This is a genomic window from Kitasatospora sp. NPDC093806, assembly GCF_040683335.1.
Classification (GTDB): Bacteria; Actinomycetota; Actinomycetes; order Streptomycetales; family Streptomycetaceae; genus Kitasatospora.
On record NZ_JBFBDO010000003.1, the window covers coordinates 118,435 to 141,119 of the forward strand.

The window sequence follows — 22,685 nt, forward strand, 5'->3', positions numbered from 1 at the left end:
CATCGCGTGCGTGTCCTCACTCAGGGTCCGCGCCCTGGATCGACGTACCGGTGGCGAGAGTCTCCTGGCTTCCGGGTCGGACGCGCTCCCGGGCCTTCCAGCGGCTTCTGACGGCGCGCCGTGGCTCTTCCGGTCGTGCTCCCCGGTGACAGTGGCGGGACCGCGCCGGACTCGCACCGGCTTCCTCTGCTTGCCTCCGTATTGGCTGAAGGATCCCATCACGCGTCCGAACCGGGAGTCAACCGAGGTCGCGGAGGGGTTGGTCACACGGCCGGAACAACCCGCGAGCAACCCGCGGACAACCCGCGAGCAACCCGTACGGGCGCGTTCTGCTGGCCCCCGGCCGCCGCCGCGAGTGGACTGGGCGACGGGGGCCGATGGACCGAGCAGGCGCCGGGCAGCCACCGGGCAGCCGATGGACCGAGCAGTGGGGAGCGAGTATGCGTTGGGGAATCGCCGCCACCGTGGCGGCCGCCGTGATCGGCACCGGGGCGGCCGTGCTGGTGATCGGCCGGCGGGCGTCCGAGGGGATGGTCAACCCGGTCGCCGCGGCCCGGGAGCGGACCGGCCCGGTGCTGGTCCAGTCGCTCGGCGCCGGCCGGGTCACCTTCACCCCCGGCCCGGCGAGCGAGCGCCCCGGCCGCTGGGCCGTGGAGTGGGGCGAGGACGGGCACGCCGTGGTGGAGGACGTGCTGCACCGGGACGGGAGCGGGGTCACCCGCCGGCTGGTGCGCGCCGACCGGGGCACCCTGGCGCCCGGCACGGAGGTCCGCTTCACCCCGCGCGTCTACCTCGGCGACCCGGCCCGGGCGCTCGGCCTGCCGTTCACCGAGACCGCCGTCGAGGGCGAACTGGGCGCCCTGCCCGCCTGGCGGCTGGACGGCGTGCGCGGGACCTGGGTGATCCTGGTGCACGGCCTCGGCGACGACCGGCAGCAGGCGCTCCCGGTGCTCCCCGAGCTCCAGCGGCTCGGCCTGCCGGTGCTGGTCCTCGGCTACCGGGGCGACCCGGGCGCGCCGGCCTCCCCGGACGGCCTCGGCCACTTCGGCGAGACGGAGTGGCGGGACGTCGAGGCGGCGGTCCGGCTGGCGCTGGAGAGCGGCGCGGGCCGGGTGGTGCTGTACGGCTGGTCGGTGGGCGCGACGATCGCCCTGCAGACGGCGGTCCGGTCGACCTGGGCGTCCTCGATCGCCAGCCTGGTGCTGGACTCCCCGGTGCTGGACTGGCCGGCCACCGCCCGCAAGGGCGCGGCCCGGGCCGGTTTCCGGGGAGCGGCCGCCGAACTGGGCGCGCTCGCGGCCGAGGGCCGCACCGGCGTGGATCTGGCCGACTTCGCCCGCCTCGCGGAGGGCACCGACCTGCGGATGCCGACCCTGGTGCTGCACGGGCCGGACGATCCGGTGGCCCCGTTCCGGGCCGCCGAGCGGCTCGCGGCGCACCGTCCGGACGTGGTCAGCCTCCAGGCGTTCCCCGGCGGCGACCACGCGGCGCTCTGGAACACCGCCCCGGAGCGCTACACCGAGACCCTCCGCCGCTGGCTCACCCCCTTCCTCTGATTCCCCGTCCGTTCCCCCCGTCCGTTCCCCTCGTCCGTGCCCCCCGCCACGGATTCCTCCCCATTTCTCCCCCCCCCGCTCGTCGGGGCGGGAGGGGACGGGGAGGAACGGGAGGAACACCGGCGTTCCGTCTGGCATGGACCCGCCACAAAGATCAAGCCAGTCGGTTTGGCAGCTGTTGCCCGATCTTGTGGAGGCCCCGCGCCCCCCTCCGGCCCCGCGCGGACAACCGGATGTGACAGATGGCCGGTACAAGGGGAAGACTGCTCGACGTGACGTCTCGGAACCCGCGCGACCGTGATGCCCCGCTCCCGCCGACGATCGGTTCCGGTGCGACGGTGACCCGTCTCCCCGGAACGGCCCACCGTCCCACCGGCGCCAGGCCGGGGGCCCCGGGCGTACCCCGCCGACGAGGCCCCGCCCCCGCGCCCGGCCGTGGCCGGGTCCCCGTGCCGGAGGGCTTCCCCGCACCCGCCGAACTCGCCCCGCTGGCCCGCCGCATGCTGGTCGACGCCGTCCGGATCGCCCGCTGGGCCGGCGACCTCGACGAGGTCGACAAGCGCGGCGAGCTGCTGCCCGACGACGCCCGCGCGGCCGGCCTCGCGCTCGCCATGACGGTGGGCGCCGCCGCCAAGGCGTGGGGCCAGGCCCTGCTGGTCGGCCTGGTCGAGCCCCGGGACGGCGGCGCCGTCCCCGGCTGGCGCCTGCACGCCTGGGAGCACGACGACGAGGCGGTGGTCCGCGGCTGGTCGGCGCTGTTCGACGCCTGGACGCTGCTCGCCCCGGTGCCGCCCGCCGCCCTGCGCGGCGTCTTCGCGCTGCTCGCCGGGCAGGCCGTCGACCAGGCGCCGCAGCTGCTCTCCTTCCTGCACCTGGTGGACGGCCCGGTCGCCGACATCGAGCTGCTGGAACTGCTCCGGCGCGGCCTGGACGAGCGCCGGGTCGGCGGCGGCGAGAGCACCTTCGGCCTCTCGCCCGTCCCGCACGCGGCCTCCGCGATCTCGGCCGTCCGCGGCACCTGCCGCGAGCCGCAGATCGACACCCCGGCCTCGCCCGCCGACGTCGCCGCCGTCCTGGACTGGATGCTGGACGGCCTGGCCGCCGTCGGCGCGCTGGTCCGCCGGGACAACGCGGCCGAGCTGTCGCCGCTCGGGCACTGGGCGGTGCGGGCCAAGCTGGAGGAGATCTGCACCGTCGCGCAGACCGCCGCCGGCCACATCGAGCAGAGCGCCCCGGAGCTGCTCAGCGCCTGCGCCGACTACTCGCCCGGCCCGGCCCGGGCCGAGTACCGGGCCTGGGTGGCCGCCCGCCCGGCCGACCGGGCGGTGGCCGAGCTGCTGGAGGCCGCGCAGGGCGAGGACGCGCTGGTCCGCGGCCTGGCCTTCGAGGCGCTGCGGGTGGCCGGCTCCACCGCCGAGCAGGCCGTCCGGGCCGCCGTCGACGAGCCGGTGCTGCGCCCGTACGCGCTGCTCTGGCTGGCCGAGCGCTCGGACGAGGGGGTCTCCCCGGCCGACGTCCTGGGCGCCGAGGACGCCGCCTGGCTCTGGGTGGACACCGCCGCCGCCGTGCTGGACCACGGTGAAACGGAACTTCTGGTCGGCCACGTCGAGGGCGCCTCGGCCGGCGACCCGGTCCGGCTGTTCGCCCGGGCCCGGCAGTCCGGGCACCCGCGGGCGGCCTCGGTGCTGACCGCCGTGTCCGGCGTCCACCCGGACCCGGGCGTGGCCCGGGCGGCCCGCCGCTCGGCCTTCAGCGTCCACCGCGGCGGCGCCTGAGCACCCGGCTCGGAACACGCGGAAGGGCCCGGCTCCCCTGGGGGGAACCGGGCCCTTTCCGTGCGTCCTGCGGCCGTCAGCCGATCCGCGACTCCGCGCGGCGCGCCCGCACGTCGCCGACCTTCTGGCCCACCTTGCGGCGGATCACCAGCAGCGGCGCCATCGCGGCCAGCGCGATCTGCGCGAAGGCGCCGATGTGCAGCAGGGTGTCGCCACCGGGCGCACCGGTCGCCCAGGCCGCCAGGCAGCCGATCGAGAGCACGATCCAGCAGAGCGTCGCGGTGGCCAGCAGCCCCTGCGGCTTCGGGTACTCGATCCGGCTCATCATCAGGTACGCGGTGCCCGCGATGGCCAGCAGACCCGGCAGGAACGGCGGGTCGAGCAGCACGATGGCGATCACCGTCATCGCGCCCATCGGGCAGGGCATGCCCTGGAACACCCCGGGCCGCATCTTCACGGCCGAGAAGCGGGCCAGCCGCAGCACCACGGACAGCAGCACCGTCAGCGCGATCAGCGCCGAGAGCCGGCTGTCGGAGCCCGGCGAGACCATGCCCCAGACCGCGACGAAGTAGGCCGGCGCGATGCCGAAACTGATCAGGTCGGCCAGGTTGTCCAGTTCCGCCCCGAGGGCGGAGGAGCGCAGCTTGCGCGCCACCAGCCCGTCGAAGAGGTCGCACATCGAGCCGATCAGCAGCAGCGTCACCGCGGTGGCGGCGCTGTGCTTGTCCGGCGCGGCGTCCGGGTTGGTGATGTGCGGGACGAGGACCCCGGTGGTGATCGAGTAGATCGCCAGGAAGCCGCAGACGGCGTTCCCCAGGGTCAGGAAGTCGGCGGTCGACAGGTGCTGCGGCGAGCGCGGCGCGCGGAGCTCGCGGTCGCGGGCCCAGCGGCGACGGCGCAGGGCCGTCTCCTCGTCGTCCAGGCCGACGATCGTCTCAGGATCAGTCACGGTCAAGGCGCGTCACCCCGGCGGTGGTCTTCTGGCCGACCTCGACGCCGACCTCGACGCCGGCCGGCAGGTAGGTGTCGACCCGGGAGCCGAACCGGATCAGGCCGATCCGGTCGCCCTGCTCGACCTTGGTACCGGCGTCCACGTACGGCACGATGCGGCGGGCCACGGCCCCCGCGATCTGCACCATCTCGATGTCGCCGAGCTCGGTGTCGAAGTGCCAGACGACCCGCTCGTTCTGGTCGCTGTCCTTGTTGAACGCGGGCACGAAGCCGCCGGGCACGTGCTCGACCGAGGTCACCGTGCCGGGCAGCGGCGCGCGGTTGACGTGCACGTTGAGCGGGCTCATGAAGATCGCCACGCGGGTCCGGCCGTCCGGCCACGCGTCGATGCTCTGGACCACGCCGTCGGCGGGGGAGATCACTCTGCCCGTGCCGATCTCACGCTCGGGGTCGCGGAAGAACCACAGCATGCCGGCGCCGAGCGCACAGGCGGGCACCGCCGCCAGGGCCCACTTGCCGCTGCGCCGGGTGAGGGCGGTGGTCACGGCGGCCGTGGCGAGGGTGGGGACGAACCAGGGGGTGGCTCCGCGCGCGATGGTCACGCGGGGTCGCCGACCGGCCGTCGTGGCTGCGAGGGCATCGCGGTCCGTGACGGAGGTGTGAGGGGACGGGCTGATGGGCATCGAAGACCTTTGTCGCGGGGGATCATGGCCGCTGGACGGGGGCCACCGCGGGATCGGGTAATAGAGGGACGTCTGCTGTCCCGGTGGATGCTATCGGGAGCACACGGTGGGTGGGCAACCCGCCTGCTCGTTCATGTGTCCTGCCGGAGGCGCCGGTGCGCCTCTGTGTATACGACCGTAGCTCGCCCCGCTCCGGTTCCCAAGGGACCGGGCGAAGCTGGTGACTCTTGTCTCAACCGCCCCCGCCGGGCCGCGAACACGCCCGGCCGACGGTATGCGGAAGGGCGCGCGGAGGGTGTGCCGAAGCGGCCGCAGGGCGCGTGACAGCAGCTGTACGCCCTGCGGCCGCTTCGGGGGCCGTGCCGGACCCGGGGCGGACCAGGCCAGCCGGGTCGGGACACGGCGCGCTGCCGGGACGGGCCCGCACGCCCGTCGTCCGGCGGCTCGGTGAGCCGGGCGCTCAGTCCGCGATGCGGTACTCCTCCAGCAGCCGGCGCCCGACGATCATCTTCTGGATCTCCGCAGTACCTTCACCGATCAGCAGCATCGGGGCCTCCCGGTAGAGCCGCTCGATCTCGTACTCCTTGGAGAAGCCGTAGCCGCCGTGGATGCGGAAGGAGTCCTCGACGACCTCCTTGCAGTACTCGGAGGCGAGGTACTTCGCCATGCCGGCTTCCAGGTCGTTGCGCTCGCCACCGTCCTTCTTGCGGGCGGCCATCACCATCATCTGGTGGGCGGCCTCGACCTTGGTGGCCATCTCGGCGAGCTTGAACTGGATCGCCTGGTGCTCGGCGATCTTCTTGCCGAAGGTGGTGCGCTGCTGGGCGTAGGCGATGCCCAGCTCGAAGGCACGGCGGGCGACGCCGCAGCCGCGCGCGGCCACGTTGACCCGGCCGACCTCGACGCCGTCCATCATCTGGTAGAAGCCGCGGCCGGGGACGCCGCCGAGGATCCGGTCCGCCGGGACGCGGACGTCCTGCAGCACCAGCTCGGTGGTGTCGACGCCCTTGTAGCCCATCTTCTCGATCTTCCCGGGCACGGTGAGGCCGGGGACGGTCGGGTTCGGTCCGAAGCCCGGCGTCTTCTCGATCAGGAAGGTGGTCATGTTCTTGTACGGGGTGGAGCCGCCCTCGTCGGTCTTGCACAGCACCGCGACCAGGGTGGAGGTGCCGCCGTTGGTCAGCCACATCTTCTGGCCGTTGAGGACGTAGAACTCGCCGCCCTCGTCCCTGACGCCCTTGGTGGAGATCGCCGCGACGTCGGAGCCGAGGCCCGGCTCGGACATCGAGAAGGCGCCGCGGATCTCGCCGGCCGCCATCTTCGGCAGGAAGTGGTCCTTCTGCTCCTGGGTGCCGTGCGCGTTGATCATGTGCGCGACGATGAAGTGGGTGTTGACGATGCCGGAGACCGACATCCAGCCGCGGGCGATCTCCTCGACCACCAGGGCGTAGGTGAGCAGCGACTCGCCGAGGCCGCCGTACTCCTCCGGGATGGTCAGGCCGAACAGCCCGAGCTGCTTCATGCCCTCGACGATCGCGGTCGGGTACTCGTCCTTGTGCTCCAGCTCGGTCGCGACCGGGATGATCTCCTTGTCGACGAACTCGCGCACGGTGGCGAGGATGTCCCGCTGGATCTCGGTGAGGCCGTCGGTCTGTGCGAGGCGTCCCATCGTGCGGCTCCTGTCATGCCTGGGGGAAGAGGGTGGACGGGGGCTCCGCGGGCGTGGCTTCCGCGGAGCCCCCGTGAACCGGTTCGGGGCACGGCCGATGACGGCGGCCGGCCCGTCCGGGGTCCGGAGGGGGCCTGGGCTCAGGCCGAGGGGGTGGGCCGGCCGGGCTGCTCGCCGCCGCGCGCCTTGGTGTAGGTCTCGGTGGGGACCATCACCTTGCGGCGGAAGATGCAGACGACGGTGCCGTCCTGCTTGTAGCCCTTGGTCTCGACGTAGACGATGCCGCGGTCGTCCTTGGACTTGGACGGCCACTTGTCGAGGACGGTGGTCTCGCCGTAGATGGTGTCGCCGTGGAAGGTCGGCGCGACGTGCCGCAGCGACTCGATCTCCAGGTTGGCGATCGCCTTGCCGGAGACGTCCGGGACGGACATGCCGAGCAGCAGCGAGTAGATGTAGTTGCCCACCACGACGTTCTTGCCGAAGTCCGTCGTCTTCTCGGCGTAGTTGGTGTCCATGTGGAGCGGGTGGTGGTTCATGGTGAGCAGACAGAACAGGTGGTCGTCGTACTCGGTGACGGTCTTGCCGGGCCAGTGCTTGTAGACCGCGCCGACCTCGAACTCCTCGTAGGTGCGTCCGAACTGCATGGCTCAGCTCTCCGGGATCTCGAACTTGGTGGTGCGCTGCATGCCGGCGGCCCGGCCCTTGCCGGCGATGACCAGGGCCATCTTGCGGCTGGCCTCGTCGATCATCTCGTCGCCGAGCATCGCCGAGCCCTTGGCGCCGCCCGCCTCGGAGGTGCACCAGTCGTAGGCGTCCAGGATCAGCTCGGCGTGGTCGTAGTCGGCCTGCGAGGGGGAGAAGACCTCGTTGGCGATGGCGACCTGGTCCGGGTGGAGCACCCACTTGCCGTCGAAGCCGAGCGCGGCGGCGCGGCCGGCCACCTCGCGGTAGCCGTCGGGGTTGCGGATCTGCAGGTAGGGGCCGTCGATCGCCTGGAGGTCGTTGGCGCGGGCGGCCATCAGGATGCGCATCAGGATGTAGTGGTAGGCGTCGGCGCCGTAGCCGGGCGGCTGCTCGCCGACCACCAGGGACTTCATGTTGATCGAGGCCATGAAGTCGGCCGGGCCGAAGATGATGGTCTCCAGCCGGGGCGAGGCCTGGGCGATCGCGTCGACGTTGATCAGGCCCTTGGCGTTCTCGATCTGCGCCTCGATGCCGATCTTGCCGACCTCGAAGCCCATGGTCTTCTCGATCTGGGTGAGCAGCAGGTCGAGCGCCTTGACCTGCTCGGCGTCCTGCACCTTCGGCAGCATGATGCAGTCCAGGTTCGGGCCGGCGCCCTCGACCACGGTGATCACGTCGCGGTAGGTCCAGTGGGTGGTCCAGTCGTTGACGCGCACGACGCGGGTCTTGCCGCCCCAGTCGCCGTTGTTCAGGGCGTCGACGATGTTGTGCCGGGCGCTCTCCTTGACCAGCGGGGCGCAGGCGTCCTCCAGGTCGAGGAAGACCTGGTCGGCGGGCAGGCCCTGGGCCTTCTCCAGGAACCGCGGGTTGGAGCCGGGTACGGCCAGGCAGGAGCGGCGCGGGCGGAGGCGGTTGACAGTCACGGGGGTGGATCCTTCCGGGGTCAGCTGGTCGTGGCCGGGGCCGGCGTCCAGGGCTGGAGCCTGTTGGCCAGCCGGATCTCGTCCACGATCCGGCCGATGATGGTGGTGATGCCGAAGTCCTTCGGGGTGAACACGGCGGCGACGCCGGCGGCCTTGAGGGCCTCGCCGTCCGCTGCCGGGATGATGCCACCCACGATCACCGGGACATCCTCCACCCCGGCCCGGCGGAGCCGGTGCAGGACGTCCGGGACCAGCTCGGAGTGGGCGCCGGAGAGGATCGACAGGCCCACGCAGTGGACGTCCTCGGCGACGGCCGCCGAGACGATCTGCTCGGGGGTGAGCCGGATGCCCTGGTAGACCACCTCGAAGCCGGCGTCCCGGGCCCGGACGGCGATCTGCTCGGCGCCGTTGGAGTGCCCGTCCAGGCCGGGCTTGCCGACCAGCAGGCGCAGCTTGCCGCCGCCCAGCTCGGCGGCGGTCGCGGCGACCGCCTCGCGGACCGCGGCCAGCTCGCCGCCGGGCTCGGCCGCGACCGCGACCGGGGCGCCGCCGACGCCGGTGGGCGCCCGGTACTCGCCGAACACCTCGCGCAGGGCGAAGGACCACTCGCCGGTGGTGACCCCGGCGCGGGCGCAGGCCAGGGTGGCCGGCATCAGGTTCTCGCCGGTCGCCGCGACGGCCTTGAGCTCCTCCAGGGCGCGCAGCGCGGCGGCCTCGTCGCGCTGCCCGCGCCAGGCCTCCAGGGCGGCCAGCACGGACTGCTCGGAGGCCGGGTCGACGACCATGATCGCGGTGTCGAGGTCCGCGGTGAGCGGGCTCTCCTCGGTGGTGTCGAAGCAGTTCACCCCGACGATCTTGTCCTCGCCGGACTCGATCCGGGCCCGCCGGGCGGCGTGCGAGGAGACCAGGTTGGACTTGAGGTAGCCGGACTCGACGGCCGGGATGACCCCGCCCATCTCCAGCACCTTGGCGATCTCCGCCTCGGCGCCGGCCAGCAGCTCGGCGGTCTTGGCCTCGATCACCTCGGAGCCGTTGAAGATGTCCCCGTACTCCAGCAGGTCGGACTCGTAGGCGAGCACCTGCTGGATCCGCAGCGACCACTGCTGGTCCCACGGGCGGGGCAGGCCGAGCGCCTCGTTCCAGGCGGGCAGCTGGACGGCGCGGGCGCGGGCGTCCTTGGAGAGCGTGACGGCGAGCATCTCCAGCACGATCCGCTGGACGTTGTTCTCCGGCTGCGCCTCGGTCAGGCCGAGCGAGTTGACCTGGACGCCGTAGCGGAACCGGCGCTGCTTGGCGTCCTCGATGCCGTACCGCTCCCGGGTGACCTTCTCCCAGAGCCGGGCGAAGGCGCGCATCTTGCACATCTCCTCGACGAACCGCACGCCGGCGTTCACGAAGAAGGAGATCCGGGCGACCACCTCGCCCATCCGCTCGGCCGGCACCTGGCCGGAGTCGCGGACGGCGTCCAGCACCTCGATCGCCGTGCACATCGCGTAGGCGATCTCCTGGACCGGGGTGGCCCCGGCCTCCTGGAGGTGGTAGCTGCAGATGTTGATCGGGTTCCACTTCGGGATGTTCCCGACCGTGTAGGCGATCATGTCGGTGATCAGGCGGACCGAGGGGCCGGGCGGGAAGACGTGCGTCCCGCGCGACAGGTACTCCTTGACGATGTCGTTCTGGGTGGTGCCGGTGAGCTTGGCGATGTCGGCGCCCTGCTCCTCGGCGACCACCTGGTAGAGCGCCAGCAGCCACATCGCGGTGGCGTTGATCGTCATCGAGGTGTTGGTCTGTTCGAGCGGGATGCCGTCGAACAGGGTCCGCATGTCGCCGACGTGGCCCACCGGCACGCCGACCCGGCCGACCTCGCCGCGGGCGAGGATGTGGTCGGAGTCGTAGCCGGTCTGGGTCGGCAGGTCGAAGGCGACGGAGAGGCCGGTCTGCCCCTTGGCCAGGTTCCGCCGGTACAGCGCGTTGGAGTCCTTCGCCGTCGAGTGCCCGGCGTAGGTGCGCATCAGCCAGGGGCGGTCGCGGTCGGCCATGTCAGATGTTCCTGAAGCGGTTGATGGCGGGCAGGTGCTTCTCGCGCAGCTCGGCGTCGCGCACGCCCAGGCCCTCCTCCGGGGCCAGGCAGAGCACGCCGACCTTGCCCTGGTGCTTGTTCTGGTGGACGTCCAGCGCGGCCTGGCCGGTCTGGTCCAGCGAGTACACCTTGGACACGGTCGGGTGGATCTTGCCCTTGGCCACCAGGCGGTTGGCCTCCCAGGCCTCGCGGTAGTTGGCGAAGTGCGAGCCGACGATGCGCTTGAGCGACATCCACAGGTAGCGGTTGTCGTACTGGTGCATGTAGCCGGAGGTGGAGGCGCAGGTGACGATGGTGCCGCCCTTGCGGGTGACGTACACGCTGGCGCCGAAGGTCTCCCGGCCCGGGTGCTCGAAGACGATGTCGACGTCCTCGCCGCCGGTCAGCTCGCGGATCTTCCCGCCGAAGCGCTTCCACTCGCGCTGGTCCTGGGTGTGCTCGTCCTTCCAGAACCTGTAGCCCTCGGCGGAGCGGTCGATGATCGCCTCGGCGCCCATCGCCCGGCAGATCTCGGCCTTCTGGTCGTTGGAGACCACGCAGATCGGGGTGGCGCCGCCGGCCAGCGCGTACTGGGTGGCGTACGAGCCGAGGCCGCCGCTGGCGCCCCAGATCAGCACGTTGTCGCCCTGCTTCATGCCCGCGCCGTTCTGCGAGACCAGCTGGCGGTACGCGGTGGAGTTGACCAGGCCGGGGGAGGCGGCCTCCTCCCAGGTCAGGTGGGCCGGCTTGGGCATCAGCTGGTTGGTCTTCACCAGGGCCAGCTGGGCCAGGCCGCCGAAGTTGGTCTCGAAGCCCCAGATCCGCTGCTCCGGGTCCATCATCGTGTCGTTGTGGCCGTCCGAGGACTCCAGCTCGACGGACAGGCAGTGCGCGACCACCTCGTCGCCCGGCTTCCAGGCGTTGACCCCGGCGCCGGTGCGCAGCACCACGCCGGCCAGGTCCGAGCCGAGCACGTGGTACGGCAGGTCGTGGCGCTTGGTGAGCGGGGAGAGCCGGCCGTAGCGCTCCAGGAAGCCGAAGGTGGAGACCGGCTCGAAGATCGAGCTCCACACGGTGTTGTAGTTGACGGCGCTCGCCATGACGGCGACCAGGGCCTCGCCCGGGCCCAGCTCGGGCAGGGCCACCTCGTCGAGGTGAAGGGACTTGCGAGGGTCCTTGTCGCGGCTGTCGAGGCCCGCGAACATCTGCTCCTCGTCCTTGTGGAGCGTCACCGCTCGGTAGGACTCCGGCAGCTTGACCGCGGCGAAGTCCGCCGAGGTGCTGTCGGTGCTGAGGATCGCGTCGAGGATTTCCTTCATGGCTGCCTCCGAAGGCGTACCTGTGTGAGGGGCACAGGGCGTCTGGGGGAGCCGGGAGCGGACACCGGCTTCGCTGAGATGGGTGGTGGATTGGGTGGCTGGTGGGCCTGGCACTGCTGGGCGTCGCTCCCGGGGTGGGGGAGCGCCGGTCCGCGGCGCGCCGAGGTGGGGAGCCGCGGCGCCGCGACTGGTGGGTAACAAGGTAGTGGCACCCTGTGCCACTCGTAAAGACACCGGGTGTCACGAATTCCGGCCCGCCCGGACGGCCTCCGGACGGCCCCGCGCGGGCATGCGAAGGGCCCGTGCCGAGGATTCGGCACGGGCCCTTGAACCCGCCTCGACCTGCGAAAACGCAGGCGGTCAGGCGCGCTTGGCGTCCTCCAGCGCGGCCCGGATGGAGTCCACCACGAGGTCCAGCGGAGCATCGGTGCGGGCGACTGTGATGAGCACCTCACCCCCGGGGCTGGCACTCAGTGCGCTCGCGGCCACCCCCTCCGCCTCCGTCCCACTGGCACCGGGTGCCACCAGGGCACCGCGGCGCCGCGCGCCGGGCGTGCTGGACGCCCAGAAGGTCCGCCGGATCACCTCGAAGGAGTGGTCCAGCTGCGCCTCCACGTCACCCCGGCCGCCCGCCCGCAACCAGCGCCGCAGCACGTGGTTGTGCGCCGCGACCACGGCCGCCGCCGACACCTCGGCCAGCATCGAGTCGTCCTCGCCGCCGCGCTGCCAGCCCGTCGGGATCTCCTCCGCGGTGTCGAACCGGCCCAGCAGGTAGCGGGTGAACAGCCGCTCGTACCGGGCCACCACCGCGATCTCCCGCTCGCGCAGCGCCGGCACCTGACGGATCAGCTGGTACCGGGCCACCGACACCCCGGGCGTGGAGGCGTACATCCGCAGCACCTCCTTGATGCCGCGGCACACCACGTCCAGCGGGTGCTCCTCCGGCTCGGCGCTCGCCAGCAGGTCGGCCACCCGGACCAGGGTGTCGTCGTGGTCCGGGAAGATCGCCTCCTCCTTGGACCGGAAGTACCGGAAGAAGGTCCGCCGGGCCACCCCGGCGGCCGCCGCGATCTGGTCGACCGTGGTCTCCTCGTAGCCCTGCGAGGCGAACAGCTCCATCGCCGCGCTGGCCAGGTCCTGGCGCATCTGCTGGCGCTGCGCCGCCGCCCGGCGACCGCCCGGGCCCCCCTCCTGGCCCCCCGACCCGGTCCCGGCCGGCCGGCCGTCCCGCGCGGGGGCGGAGTGCTGCGGGGAGAGTGACTGAACCCGATCCATGGCCGGAACGCTACACGTCCCCGGCGCCGGGACCGCGGGCCTTCCCCGGCGCACCGGGGCGACCGGGCCGCTCACCGCCGGTCTGGGCCAGTGCGCGGAGACCGCGCCCGGCCCCCAGCCGGCCCGCTCCGACGGCACCGGCGGCCGGCCGGGCTGGGCCCCGTAGGGCGACGGCGTGGTCATCGGCGCGCGTGGTCGCGGAAACCGCGGCCGGTCTTGCGGCCCAGGCAGCCCGCCGCCACCAGGTGCTCCAGCAGCGGCGCCGCGGCCAGCCCCGGCTCGCGGAACTCCTGGTGCAGCACCTGCTCGATGGTCAGCGACACGTCCAGGCCGACCACGTCCAGCAGCTCGAACGGGCCCATCGGGTAGCCGCAGCCGAGCTTCATCGCGGTGTCGATGTCGTCCACCGTCGCGTAGTGCTCCTGGAGCATCCGCACCGCGTCGTTCAGGTACGGGAAGAGCAGCGCGTTCACGATGAACCCGGCCCGGTCGCCGCACTCCACCGGGTGCTTGCGCACCTTCGCGCACAGCTCCAGCACGGTCGCGGTGACGTCCGGCGCGGTCAGCACCGTGGACACCACCTCGACCAGCTTCATCGCCGGCGCCGGGTTGAAGAAGTGCATCCCGATCACGTCCTGCGGCCGCGAGGTGGCCGAGGCGCAGCTGATCACCGGCAGCGAGGAGGTGGTGGTGGCCAGCACCGCGCCCGGCTTCACGATCTTGTCCAGGGTGGCGAACAGCTCCCGCTTGACCGCCAGGTCCTCGGCCACCGCCTCGACCACCAGGTCCACCTCGGCCAGCTCGCCGTACTGCCCGACCGGGGTGACCAGCGCCAGCGCGGCGTCCCGCTGCTCCTCGCTCAGCCGGCCCTTGGCCACCGAGCGCTCCAGCGACCGGGCCAGCTGCGCCTTGGCGGTCTCCGCCTTCTCCTGGCTGCGGGCGGCCAGCAGCACCGGGTACCCGGCCTTGGCGAACACCTCGACGATGCCGGTGGCCATGGTGCCCGAGCCGCACACGCCGACGGTGCGCACCTCGCGGCCGGGCAGGTCCGGCCGGGCGGGCCCGGTCTGGGCGTCGACGGCCCTGGACGAGCCGGGTGCCTCGTAGGTGTAGAAGCCGCGGCCGGTCTTGCGGCCCAGCAGGCCGGCCGAGACCAACTGGCCGAGGATCGGCGCGGGCGCGTGCAGCCGGTCCCGGGACTGCTCGTACATCGCCTCCAGGACGGTCCGGGCGGTGTCCACGCCGATCAGGTCGAGCAGCGCCAGCGGGCCCATCGGCAGGCCGCAGCCGAGCCGCATCGCGGCGTCGATGTCCTCCCGGGTGGCGTACCGGGACTCGTACATCGCGGCGGCCTGGTTCAGGTAGGCGAAGAGCAGCCCGTTGACCACGAAGCCGGCCCGGTCGCCGGCCGCCACCGGCTCCTTGTCGAGGTCCCGGGCGAACGCCGCGGCGTCCTCGGCCACCCGCGGGGTGGTGAGCACGGTGCGCACCACCTCGACCAGCTTCATGGTGTGCACCGGGTTGAAGAAGTGCAGGCCGAGCACCCGGTCCGGGCGGGCGGTGGCGGCGGCGATCCGGGTCACCGACAGCGCGGTGGTGCCGGTGGCCAGCACCGTCTCCGGCGGGCAGATCCGGTCCAGCTCGGCGAAGAGCTCGCGCTTGAGCTCCAGCCGCTCCGGCACCTCCTCGATCACCAGGTCGGCCGCGGCGGCGGCGTCCAGCGCGGAGCCGACCGAGATCCGGGCGAGCAGTCCGGCCCGCTCCTCGGCGGTGAGCCGCTCCCGGGCCACCGCGTGCGCGGTCGCCTCCTCGATCCGGGCCAGCGCCCGGGCGGCGGAGGCCTCGTCGGCCTCGATGCCGATCACCCGGCGGCCGCTCTTGGCGACCGCCACGGCGACGCCGGCACCCATCGTGCCGAGCCCGACCACGGCGACCGTGGGGAAGGGACGCTCCATTGTCCTGACTCCTTGTCATGGAAGGCCCGCGCGCGCTCCGGCGGACACGCCTCCGGAGGAGGGTCCGCGTGCGGGGCTGGGGAGATGACGGTTGCGGCCACCGCGCAGCCGCCGGTCCGCTCCGGCGGTGCTGCGGGTGTGCCGTGGTACTCAGGCGCTCGACGTGAAGGAAGCGACGCTGAAACTCTGAAGACAGAGGAGAAGACCCGGCTCCGGCCGCGATCCGCGGCACCGACCGGTGAAGGTGAACGAGCGCACCGCCACGCGCCGCCCGGTCCGCGCGATTCCCGCATGCCGTGGCGACGCCCCCGTCGGTGCGGCTCCCGAAGCCCGACGGTGGTGCGTGCCCGCCACTGTAGCGAAGTTACCGAGCAGTAGGAAGGGGGTGAACGAGCCACCTTCGCTCGTGTGGGTGACGGGGTGGACGGACGTCCGTTCGGACCACTCGATAGGGGAGTTACGCAAGAGGGCGTGCCGGGGCAGCATGAGGGACATGAGCACTGGAACCGTTGCCGCGGGCCGTCCCGAGCCGTCCGCCGAGCCGTCCGCCGAGCCCCTCGGCGGGTCCTCCGCCGGGTCCGCCGGCGGGGCGCTCGACGGTGCCGCGCCGCCGCCGCGCGCGGACCGGGCGGCGCGCGCGCAGGCGGCGGTCGAGCGGCTGCGCGCCACCGGGGTCGAGGCGGTCGCCGTCACCTGGGTGGACAACGCCGGCATCGCCCGGGTCAAGGCGGTCCCGCTCACCGGGCTGGTGCACGCGGCGCAGTGGGGGATCGGCGCGGCCCCCTGCTTCGACGTCTTCCTGGCCGACGACACCATCGTCTCCAGCCCGCTGATCGGCGGCCCCACCGGCGACCTCCGGCTCCACCCCGACGTCGAGCGGCTGGTCCCGCTGGCCGCCCAGCCCGGCTGGGCCTGGGCCCCGGGCGAGCGCTACACCCAGGCCGGCCCGCCGCACCCGGGCTGCCAGCGGCTGTTCGCCCGCCGGATGGTCGCCGCCGCCGCCGAGCGCGGGCTCACCCTCAAGGCCGGGATCGAGGTCGAGTGGGTGGTCGCGCTGGCCGGCCCGCCGGAGGAGGAGCCCCGCTACCCGACCGCCGGTCCCGCCTACGGCATGCAGCGGCTCATCGACCTCTCCGACTACCTGCGCGACCTGCTGCGCGCGCTCGGCGAGCAGGGGCTGACCGTGCTCCAGGTCCACCCCGAGTACGCGGCCGGGCAGTTCGAGGTCTCGGTCGCCCCCGAGGGCCCGGTCGAGGCCGCCGACACCTCGGTGCTGATCCGGCAGACCGTCCGCGCCGTCTCCGCCCGGCACGGCCTGCGGGCCTCCTTCGCCCCGGTGGTCGAGGCCGGTTCGGTCGGCAACGGCGGCCACCTCCACCTCAGCCTCTGGCGGGACGGGCGCAACCTCGCGCACGGCGGCCCCGGTCCGCACGGGCTGACCGCCGAGGCCGAGGGGTTCCTGGCCGGGGTGCTCGGCGCGCTGCCCGAACTGCTGGTGCTCGGCTGCTCCAGCCCGGCCGGCTACCTGCGGCTGGTCCCCTCGCACTGGGCCGGCGCCTACCAGTGCTGGGGCCTGGAGAACCGGGAGGCCGCGCTCCGGCTGGTCACCGGCTCCACCGGCGAGCGCGCCACCGCCGCCAACGCCGAGATCAAGTGCTTCGACGCCACCGCCAACCCCTATCTGGCGATCGGCGCGGTGATCGCCGCCGGCCTCGCCGGGCTGGACCAACGGCTCGCGCTGCCACCGGAGTTCACCGGGGACCCGGCCGCCGCCGCACCCGGCACCGTCCCCCGGCTGCCGGCCGGCCCGGCCGAGGCGATCGCCGCCTACCGCAAGTCGGCGACGCTGCGCGAGGCGCTCGGCGAGCCGCTGTACGAGGCGGTGCTGGCTGTCCGCCAGGCGGAGAGCGAGCAGTACGCCGACACGCCCCCGGAGCGGCTCGCCGCCGCCACCCGCTGGCGGTACTAGCGGCGTGGACCTCCCCGAGCGACTCGCCCTCGTCACCCGCCGGCGGTCCTAGGCCGTGGACCTTCCCGCGCTGGTCGACCACCACTGCCACAGCGTGCTGACCGCCGAGCTCGCCGACGACGCCCTGGCGGGGCTGCTCACCGAGTCCGACCGGCCGCCCGCGCCCGGCGGCTCGCCGTTCGACAGCGCGCTCGGCCTCGCCGTCCGCCGCTGGTGCCCGCCCGCGCTCGGGCTGCCCGCGCACGCCCCCGCCGAGGAGTACCTGGCCCGGCGGCGCGAGCTCGGCGCGCCCGAGGCCACCCGCCGGCTGCTGGCCGCCGCCGGGCTGCACACCTGCCTGGTGGACACCGGGCTGACCGGCGCGGCCGGCCATCCGCTGCTGCCGCTCGGCGAGTTCGCCGAGGCGGCCGGCGCCCGGGTGCGCGAGGTGGTCCGGCTGGAGTCGGTCGCCGAGACGGTCGCGGCCGCGCCGGGCGACTGGGCCCGGGCGGTCCGCGAGGCGCTGGCCGAAGCGGCCGCCGGCGCGGTCGCGCTCAAGTCGGTGGTGGCCTACCGGACCGGCCTGGCGGTGCCCGCCGAGCGCCCGGCCCCGGCCGAGGTGGCGGCGGCCGCGGCGGCGCACTCGCACGCCGGGGGCGGCCGGCTCACCGACCCGGTGCTGCTGCACGAACTGCTCTGGGCCGGGCTGGAGGTGGGCGCCGAACTCCGGCTGCCGCTCCAGCTGCACACCGGCTTCGGCGATCCGGACCTCACCCTGCACCGGGCCGACCCCTCGCTGCTGGCCGACTTCGTGCGCGCCGCCGAGCCGAGCGGCGTCCCGCTGGTGCTGCTGCACGGCTACCCCTACCACCGGCAGGCGGCCTGGCTGGCCCAGGCCTTCCCGCTGGTGTACACCGACCTCGGGCTGACCACCTCCTACGTCGGCCCCCGGGCGGCCGCGGTGCTCGGCGAGATGCTGGAGCTGGCCCCGTTCGGCAAAGTGCTGTTCTCCACCGACGCCTACGGCCTGCCGGAGCTGTACCTGGTCGGCGCCGCCCAGTTCCGGCACGGCCTGGGCGTGCTGCTGGACGACTGGCGCGCCGACGGCGCCTGCACGGCGGCCGACGCCGAGCGGCTGGCCCGCCGGGTGGCGGCCGACAACGCCCGCCGGTTGTACGTGCTCTGACCGCCCCCGCCCGACCGGGATCCGCCGGTCCGGGGTGGCGGCAGTCCGCCAGTGGCGGCTTCCGGCCGCGTCCACCGCCTGCTTGCGGCCCCCGGGGCTCGCTAGGATCGCTCGCCGGTGGCCCTTGTTCTCTGCCGCGGTCTGATCGTCACACGCTATGCCCAGCAGAAGCGGAGTCATACCTTCCGTAAGTGGCCGGGTTGTGACGATTCGATGTCTACCTCTTGCGGATTGCAACACTTGTTCACTAGCGTCCCGATCATTCCACTTGCACCTGCCAAACCGCAGCTGCTGCATGACGACTCGGGAGGGCCAACCCCTATGAGTGTTCCTCGGATCAGCCGGACCCGGTATGCGGCGGTGGGCCTCGTCCTCGCCACCGCCGGCGCCCTCGCGCTGCCGTCCGGCACCGCCGTCGCCGCGGCCGGGGCCGAGCCGACGACCGGTCCGCTGCTCAGCTACGTCGTCAACACCAAGGCCAACCACGGCCAGGTGCAGAAGGTCGAGAAGGCGATCCAGACCCTCGGCGGCACCGTGGTGTACTCCTACGAGCAGATCGGCGTGGTGATCGCCCGCTCGAACGACACCAAGTTCGCCGCCAAGCTGCGGCAGGCCAAGGGCGTCGAGTCGGTCGGTGCCAGCCGCACCAAGGGCATCGTCGCCGCCGAGAGCCAGAAGGCCGAGGTCGCCGCCGAGCCGACCGCCGCCCCCGCCGCCGGCGAGGAGCCCTACTGGGCCAACCAGTGGGACATGCGCCAGATCGGCGTCGACAAGGCCCACAAGCTGTCCCTGGGCAGCAACAAGGTGACCGTCGGCGTGCTGGACTCCGGCATCGACGGCAAGCACGAGGACCTCGCCGCCAACATCGACGCCTCGCAGTCGGTCTCCTGCATCGACGGCGGCAAGCCCAACACCGCCTGGGACGCCTGGCAGCCGGGTGTCGACGGTGACCACGGCACCCACGTGGCCGGCACCATCGCCGCCGCCAAGAACGGCAAGGGCATCGAGGGCATCGCCCCGAACGTCAAGCTGGCCGCGGTCAAGGTCGTCGACGACGGCGGCTTCATCTACCCGGAGTACGCCATCTGCGGCTTCGTCTGGGCCGGTGAGCACAAGTTCAAGGTCACGAACAACAGCTACTTCGTCGACCCGTGGATGTTCAACTGCCAGAACGACGCGGACCAGGCGGCGATCACCACCGCCGTCCGCCGCGCCGTCGAGTTCTCGCAGCGCAAGGGCGTCCTCAACGTCGCCGCGGCCGGCAACGAGAACATCGACCTGGCCCACAAGACCAAGGACGTCGCCAGCCCGGACGACACCACGCCGGCCGAGCGCCCGATCACCCAGGACTGCCTGAACCTGCCGACCGAGCTCGACGGCGTGGTCGCGGTCTCCTCGGTGGGCGTCAACGGCGACAAGTCGTACTACTCCAGCTACGGCAAGGGCAAGGTCACCGTGGCCGCCCCCGGTGGCGACCGCCGCTACCAGATCCCGGACACCCCGGACAAGAACGGCCGCACCCTGTCCACCATCCCCGGTGGCAAGTACGGCTACATGCAGGGCACCTCGATGGCCTCCCCGCACGCCGCCGGCGTGCTCGCCCTGCTGGCCAGCACCTTCCCGTGGGCCAGCGCGGACGAGCTGACCGAGATGCTCACCAGCCAGGCCGAGTCGCACGCCTGCCCGTCGGGCCCGTACAACCCGGGCGGTGCCGGCGAGTGGGCCGCCACCTGCGAGGGCGGCGCGGACGACAACGGCTTCTACGGCGCGGGCATCATCAACGCCGAGAAGGCGGTCCAGTGGTGGCGCTGACGCGCCACTGAGCCACTGACGCACTGAAACGAAGGGGAGCGGGACACACGTCCCGCTCCCCTTCGGCATGTCCGCCCACCAGGGCCCACCGGGGCTCAATCGAAGTGGTGCTCCCAGACCGTCTCCACCGAGGGCTTGCCGTGCAGGTCCGGTACCTCCTGGAGCCAGGCGGGCCGGCCGGCCCGGCTGCGCGCGGCCTGCCGCCGCTCCGCCTCGCGCAGCTGCTCGGGCGTCGCGAACCCGGCCGGCAGCCACTCGGGGGAGAGCACCGCCCGGGCCGCCAGGTGGGTGACGTAGGCGTGCCGCAGCCGCTCGACCGAGTCGAAGCCCGGCTCGTCGGCCAGCCAGGCGTCCGGCACGAGTGCCAGCACCTCCTCCAGCAGATCGACGGTGACCTGCGGCCCGAGCTCCTCGTCGGCCAGCCGGACGTCCGGCCGGTACCCGCCGAGGGCGTGGGCGCTGAGGTCGTACGCCTTGCCGACGGCCGCCTCGGCGGCGGACCAGCGGTGGTGGAAGATCAGTGCGGCGCCGTTGTCGATCAGCCAGAGCCGGCCGTGCCAGACCATCAGGTTGGGGTTGTGCACGGTCCGGTCGACGTTGCCGGTGAGCGCGTCCAGCCAGACCACCCGGCCGGCCGTGACCGGGTCGACCTCGATCATCCCGGGCTTGAAGTCGCGGGCGCCGGGCAGCAGGTCCATGCCGAGGTTGAGCCCGCGGCTGGCCCGCAGGATGTCCTGGATCTCGGGGTCCGGCTCGCCGTCGGCGACCGCCGGGTCGAAGTCGACCAGCCGCAGTTCGGGCACCGGCAGGCCGAGCCGCCGGGCCAGCTCGCCGACGATCACCTCCGCGACCAGCGCCTTGCGGCCCTGGGCGGCCCCGGTGAACTTGACCACGTAGGTACCCAGGTCGTCGGTCTCCACCACGCCCGGCACCGAACCGCCGGCCCGCAGCGGGTCGACGTAGCGCACTGCTGTCACCTGATCGAGCACACCGGCCACCCTAATGCCTGGGTCCGGGGCGGGGGCGGCGGAGGGCACGGGCCGGTGTGCGCGGGCCGCTGTGGTTGGCTTGCCGGTACCCCGGACGACCTCACGGCGCCGGGACTTCGCACGAATCGCACAAGGAGCACGACCATGGGACAGGTGCAGGCCACCACCGAGCGGGTCTACGACGCGGCCCCCGAGCGGGTCTACGAGGCGCTCGCCGACTACCAGGTGACCCGCCCCAAGCTGCTGCCCGCGCAGTACAGCGAGTACGAGGTCCGGGTCGGCGGCACCGGCGCGGGCACCCAGGTGCACTGGAAGCTCCAGGCCACCGAGAAGCGGATCCGCGACTGCCTGTTCACCGTCTCGGCGCCGCAGCCGGACCAGCTGGTGGAGAAGGACGCCAACTCCAGCATGGTGATCACCTGGACCGTGGCGGCGGCCGGCGAGGGCCGGTCGAAGGTCACCGTCACGGCCACCTGGACCGGCGCGACCGGCATCGGCGGCTTCTTCGAGCGCACCTTCGCGCCGAAGGGCCTGAACCGGATCCACGACCAGGTGCTCGCCAACCTGGCCGCCGAGGTCCGCTGACCCCGGCCCCGACCCGACCGGCCGTTCGACGCGTCCGTCCACCCGTACGAGTGCCGCGCCGTACGGGTGGACGCCCCGCCACGTGCGGGTGAGGACGACCCCCCGGCACGGTGCGGCCACCCTAGGCTCGCCGCCGTGCATATGACGATCCTTCACATTTCGCAGCCCGTCGACGGTGGAGTGGCCCGCGTCGTGGTGGACCTGGTCCGGGGCCAGCGCGAGGCGGGCCACCGGGTGCTGGTCGCCTGTCCGGGCGGCGGCCGGCTGGCCGAGGAGGCCGCGGCGGTCGGCGCGCTGGTCCAGGACTGGCCGGCCCGGCGCTCGCCCGGCCCGGCCACCGCGGCCGAGGCCTGGCGGTTGCGCCGGATCGTCCGGGCGGCCGCCCCGGACATGCTCCACCTGCACAGCGCCAAGGCCGGACTGGCCGGCCGGCTGGCCGTGCGCGGCGCGGTGCCGACCGTCTTCCAGCCGCACGCCTGGTCCTTCGCCGCCGTGGACGGCGCGCTGGCCGCGGCCACCCTGCGCTGGGAGCGGTACGCGACCCGCTGGGCGCACCGCCTGCTCTGCGTCTCGGTCCAGGAGCGGGCCGACGGCGTCGCGGCCGGTCTGCACGCCGACTGGGCGGTGGTGCCCAACGGCGTGGACGTGCGCCACTACGCGCCCGCCGAGCGCCGGGCCGCCCGGATCGCCCTCGGCCTGGAGCTGGACGCCCCGCTGGCGGTCTGCGTGGGCCGGCTCTGCCGGCAGAAGGGGCAGGACGTGCTGCTCGCCGCCTGGCCCGAGGTGCAGCGCCTGGTCCCGGCGGCCCGGCTGGCGCTGGTCGGCGGCGGCCCGGAGGAGACCCGGCTGGCCGGTCTGGTCCGGGAGTCGGCCGAGCCGTCCCGGGTCCGGCTGGTCGGGGACGTCGCCGACCCCCGGCCCTGGCTGGCCGCGGCCGACCTGGTGGTGCTGCCGTCCCGCTGGGAGGGGATGGCGCTGGCCCCGCTGGAGGCGATGGCGGCCGGCCGTCCGGTGCTGCTGACCGATGTGCCCGGGGCCCGCGAGTGCCTGCCGCCGTCCGAACGCGCGTCCGCCGTGGTGCCGCCGGAGGACGTCGCCGCGCTCGTCACCCGAATGGCGGAGGCATTGTCCGATCCGATCGAGTGCGAGCGACGCGGTGCCCGTCTGCGCGAGCACGCCGCAGCCCGCCATGATGTTCGCTCGGTGGTCGAACAAGTGGACGCGATCTACCGGGATTTGCTGGGCGCCGGACCGGCGGCCGGGCGGCGTCGCGCCCGTGTCCCGCAGCGCATCTGATCGTTTCACATGCCGTGAAT

At 73.4% G+C, this 22,685-nt stretch carries 17 protein-coding genes and 1 riboswitch; of the genes, 7 read left to right on the forward strand and 10 right to left on the reverse strand.

Annotation, left to right across the window (positions count from 1 at the left end; translation table 11 throughout):
* Window positions 1–37: 37 nt before the first annotated feature.
* A riboswitch (cobalamin riboswitch) is annotated at window positions 38–235 on the reverse strand.
* A 205-nt stretch (window positions 236–440) separates the two neighbouring features.
* Window positions 441–1,556 (forward strand): alpha/beta fold hydrolase, encoded by a 1,116-nt coding sequence (locus AB0N76_RS04110; RefSeq protein ID WP_363552908.1) that lies wholly within the window; start codon window positions 441–443, stop codon window positions 1,554–1,556.
* 449 nt (window positions 1,557–2,005) lie between these two features.
* Window positions 2,006–3,331 (forward strand): hypothetical protein, encoded by a 1,326-nt coding sequence (locus AB0N76_RS04115; RefSeq protein WP_363552910.1) that lies wholly within the window; start codon window positions 2,006–2,008, stop codon window positions 3,329–3,331.
* A gap of 76 nt (window positions 3,332–3,407) precedes the next feature.
* On the opposite strand, the gene AB0N76_RS04120 is transcribed toward AB0N76_RS04115, so the two are convergent.
* From AB0N76_RS04120 to AB0N76_RS04160, 9 genes are all read right to left on the reverse strand, one after another.
* On the reverse strand, window positions 3,408–4,232 hold the full coding sequence (locus AB0N76_RS04120) for a CDP-alcohol phosphatidyltransferase family protein (RefSeq protein ID WP_363553050.1): 825 nt from the start codon (window positions 4,230–4,232) through the stop codon (window positions 3,408–3,410).
* Between the two features lie 40 nt (window positions 4,233–4,272).
* Entirely contained in the window at window positions 4,273–4,965 is a 693-nt protein-coding gene (locus tag AB0N76_RS04125; protein ID WP_363552912.1) for a phosphatidylserine decarboxylase, read from the reverse strand.
* Between the two features lie 460 nt (window positions 4,966–5,425).
* Window positions 5,426–6,634: an acyl-CoA dehydrogenase family protein gene (locus AB0N76_RS04130; RefSeq protein ID WP_363552914.1), complete on the reverse strand. Its 1,209-nt coding sequence runs from the start codon at window positions 6,632–6,634 to the stop codon at window positions 5,426–5,428.
* 140 nt (window positions 6,635–6,774) lie between these two features.
* Window positions 6,775–7,278: a MaoC family dehydratase gene (locus tag AB0N76_RS04135; RefSeq protein ID WP_363552916.1), complete on the reverse strand. Its 504-nt coding sequence runs from the start codon at window positions 7,276–7,278 to the stop codon at window positions 6,775–6,777.
* Window positions 7,279–7,281: 3 nt separating this feature from the next.
* Complete coding sequence (locus tag AB0N76_RS04140) at window positions 7,282–8,241, reverse strand: CoA ester lyase (protein ID WP_363552918.1); 960 nt, start codon at window positions 8,239–8,241, stop codon at window positions 7,282–7,284.
* A gap of 20 nt (window positions 8,242–8,261) precedes the next feature.
* Window positions 8,262–10,280: a protein meaA gene (locus AB0N76_RS04145; RefSeq protein ID WP_363552920.1), complete on the reverse strand. Its 2,019-nt coding sequence runs from the start codon at window positions 10,278–10,280 to the stop codon at window positions 8,262–8,264.
* 1 nt (window position 10,281) lies between these two features.
* Window positions 10,282–11,619, reverse strand: coding sequence for a crotonyl-CoA carboxylase/reductase (gene ccrA / locus AB0N76_RS04150; protein WP_363552922.1), 1,338 nt, complete (start codon window positions 11,617–11,619; stop codon window positions 10,282–10,284).
* A gap of 360 nt (window positions 11,620–11,979) precedes the next feature.
* Window positions 11,980–12,894, reverse strand: a complete 915-nt coding sequence (locus AB0N76_RS04155; protein ID WP_363552924.1) for a TetR family transcriptional regulator — start codon at window positions 12,892–12,894, stop codon at window positions 11,980–11,982.
* A gap of 179 nt (window positions 12,895–13,073) precedes the next feature.
* A complete protein-coding gene (locus AB0N76_RS04160) occupies window positions 13,074–14,849 on the reverse strand; it encodes a 3-hydroxybutyryl-CoA dehydrogenase (RefSeq protein ID WP_363552926.1) in 1,776 nt (591 codons plus the stop codon).
* A gap of 493 nt (window positions 14,850–15,342) precedes the next feature.
* Between AB0N76_RS04160 and AB0N76_RS04165 the strand changes: the two genes are divergently transcribed.
* The 3 genes from AB0N76_RS04165 to AB0N76_RS04175 all read left to right on the forward strand — a co-directional run bounded on the left by AB0N76_RS04165 (window position 15,343) and on the right by AB0N76_RS04175 (window position 19,795).
* The gene (locus AB0N76_RS04165; RefSeq protein ID WP_363552928.1) at window positions 15,343–16,818 is read left to right on the forward strand and encodes a glutamine synthetase family protein; all 1,476 of its coding nucleotides are present in this window, start codon (window positions 15,343–15,345) and stop codon (window positions 16,816–16,818) included.
* Between the two features lie 55 nt (window positions 16,819–16,873).
* Window positions 16,874–17,983: an amidohydrolase family protein gene (locus tag AB0N76_RS04170; protein WP_363552930.1), complete on the forward strand. Its 1,110-nt coding sequence runs from the start codon at window positions 16,874–16,876 to the stop codon at window positions 17,981–17,983.
* Between the two features lie 321 nt (window positions 17,984–18,304).
* The gene (locus AB0N76_RS04175) at window positions 18,305–19,795 is read left to right on the forward strand and encodes a S8 family serine peptidase (protein WP_363552932.1); all 1,491 of its coding nucleotides are present in this window, start codon (window positions 18,305–18,307) and stop codon (window positions 19,793–19,795) included.
* A gap of 95 nt (window positions 19,796–19,890) precedes the next feature.
* Here the strand turns inward: AB0N76_RS04175 and AB0N76_RS04180 are convergent, their stop codons facing one another.
* The gene (locus AB0N76_RS04180; RefSeq protein WP_363552934.1) at window positions 19,891–20,784 is read right to left on the reverse strand and encodes a HipA family kinase; all 894 of its coding nucleotides are present in this window, start codon (window positions 20,782–20,784) and stop codon (window positions 19,891–19,893) included.
* Between the two features lie 144 nt (window positions 20,785–20,928).
* Here AB0N76_RS04180 and AB0N76_RS04185 point away from each other — a divergent pair, with 144 nt between their 5' ends.
* Window positions 20,929–21,369, forward strand: a complete 441-nt coding sequence (locus tag AB0N76_RS04185; protein ID WP_363552936.1) for an SRPBCC family protein — start codon at window positions 20,929–20,931, stop codon at window positions 21,367–21,369.
* 141 nt (window positions 21,370–21,510) lie between these two features.
* A complete protein-coding gene (locus AB0N76_RS04190; protein ID WP_363552938.1) occupies window positions 21,511–22,665 on the forward strand; it encodes a glycosyltransferase in 1,155 nt (384 codons plus the stop codon).
* Window positions 22,666–22,685: the final 20 nt, after the last annotated feature.

What these genes read in the sequence shown, in the direction of transcription:
- AB0N76_RS04110 (WP_363552908.1), top strand. Translation starts at nt 441, where the DNA reads ATGCGTTGGGGAATCGCCGCCACCGTGGCGGCCGCCGTGATCGGCACC.
- AB0N76_RS04125 (WP_363552912.1), bottom strand. Translation starts at nt 4,965, where the DNA reads ATGCCCATCAGCCCGTCCCCTCACACCTCCGTCACGGACCGCGATGCC.
- AB0N76_RS04130 (WP_363552914.1), bottom strand. Translation starts at nt 6,634, where the DNA reads ATGGGACGCCTCGCACAGACCGACGGCCTCACCGAGATCCAGCGGGAC.
- AB0N76_RS04135 (WP_363552916.1), bottom strand. Translation starts at nt 7,278, where the DNA reads ATGCAGTTCGGACGCACCTACGAGGAGTTCGAGGTCGGCGCGGTCTAC.
- AB0N76_RS04145 (WP_363552920.1), bottom strand. Translation starts at nt 10,280, where the DNA reads ATGGCCGACCGCGACCGCCCCTGGCTGATGCGCACCTACGCCGGGCAC.
- ccrA (WP_363552922.1), bottom strand. Translation starts at nt 11,619, where the DNA reads ATGAAGGAAATCCTCGACGCGATCCTCAGCACCGACAGCACCTCGGCG.
- AB0N76_RS04155 (WP_363552924.1), bottom strand. Translation starts at nt 12,894, where the DNA reads ATGGATCGGGTTCAGTCACTCTCCCCGCAGCACTCCGCCCCCGCGCGG.
- AB0N76_RS04160 (WP_363552926.1), bottom strand. Translation starts at nt 14,849, where the DNA reads ATGGAGCGTCCCTTCCCCACGGTCGCCGTGGTCGGGCTCGGCACGATG.
- AB0N76_RS04165 (WP_363552928.1), top strand. Translation starts at nt 15,343, where the DNA reads ATGAGCACTGGAACCGTTGCCGCGGGCCGTCCCGAGCCGTCCGCCGAG.
- AB0N76_RS04175 (WP_363552932.1), top strand. Translation starts at nt 18,305, where the DNA reads ATGAGTGTTCCTCGGATCAGCCGGACCCGGTATGCGGCGGTGGGCCTC.
- AB0N76_RS04185 (WP_363552936.1), top strand. Translation starts at nt 20,929, where the DNA reads ATGGGACAGGTGCAGGCCACCACCGAGCGGGTCTACGACGCGGCCCCC.
- AB0N76_RS04190 (WP_363552938.1), top strand. Translation starts at nt 21,511, where the DNA reads ATGACGATCCTTCACATTTCGCAGCCCGTCGACGGTGGAGTGGCCCGC.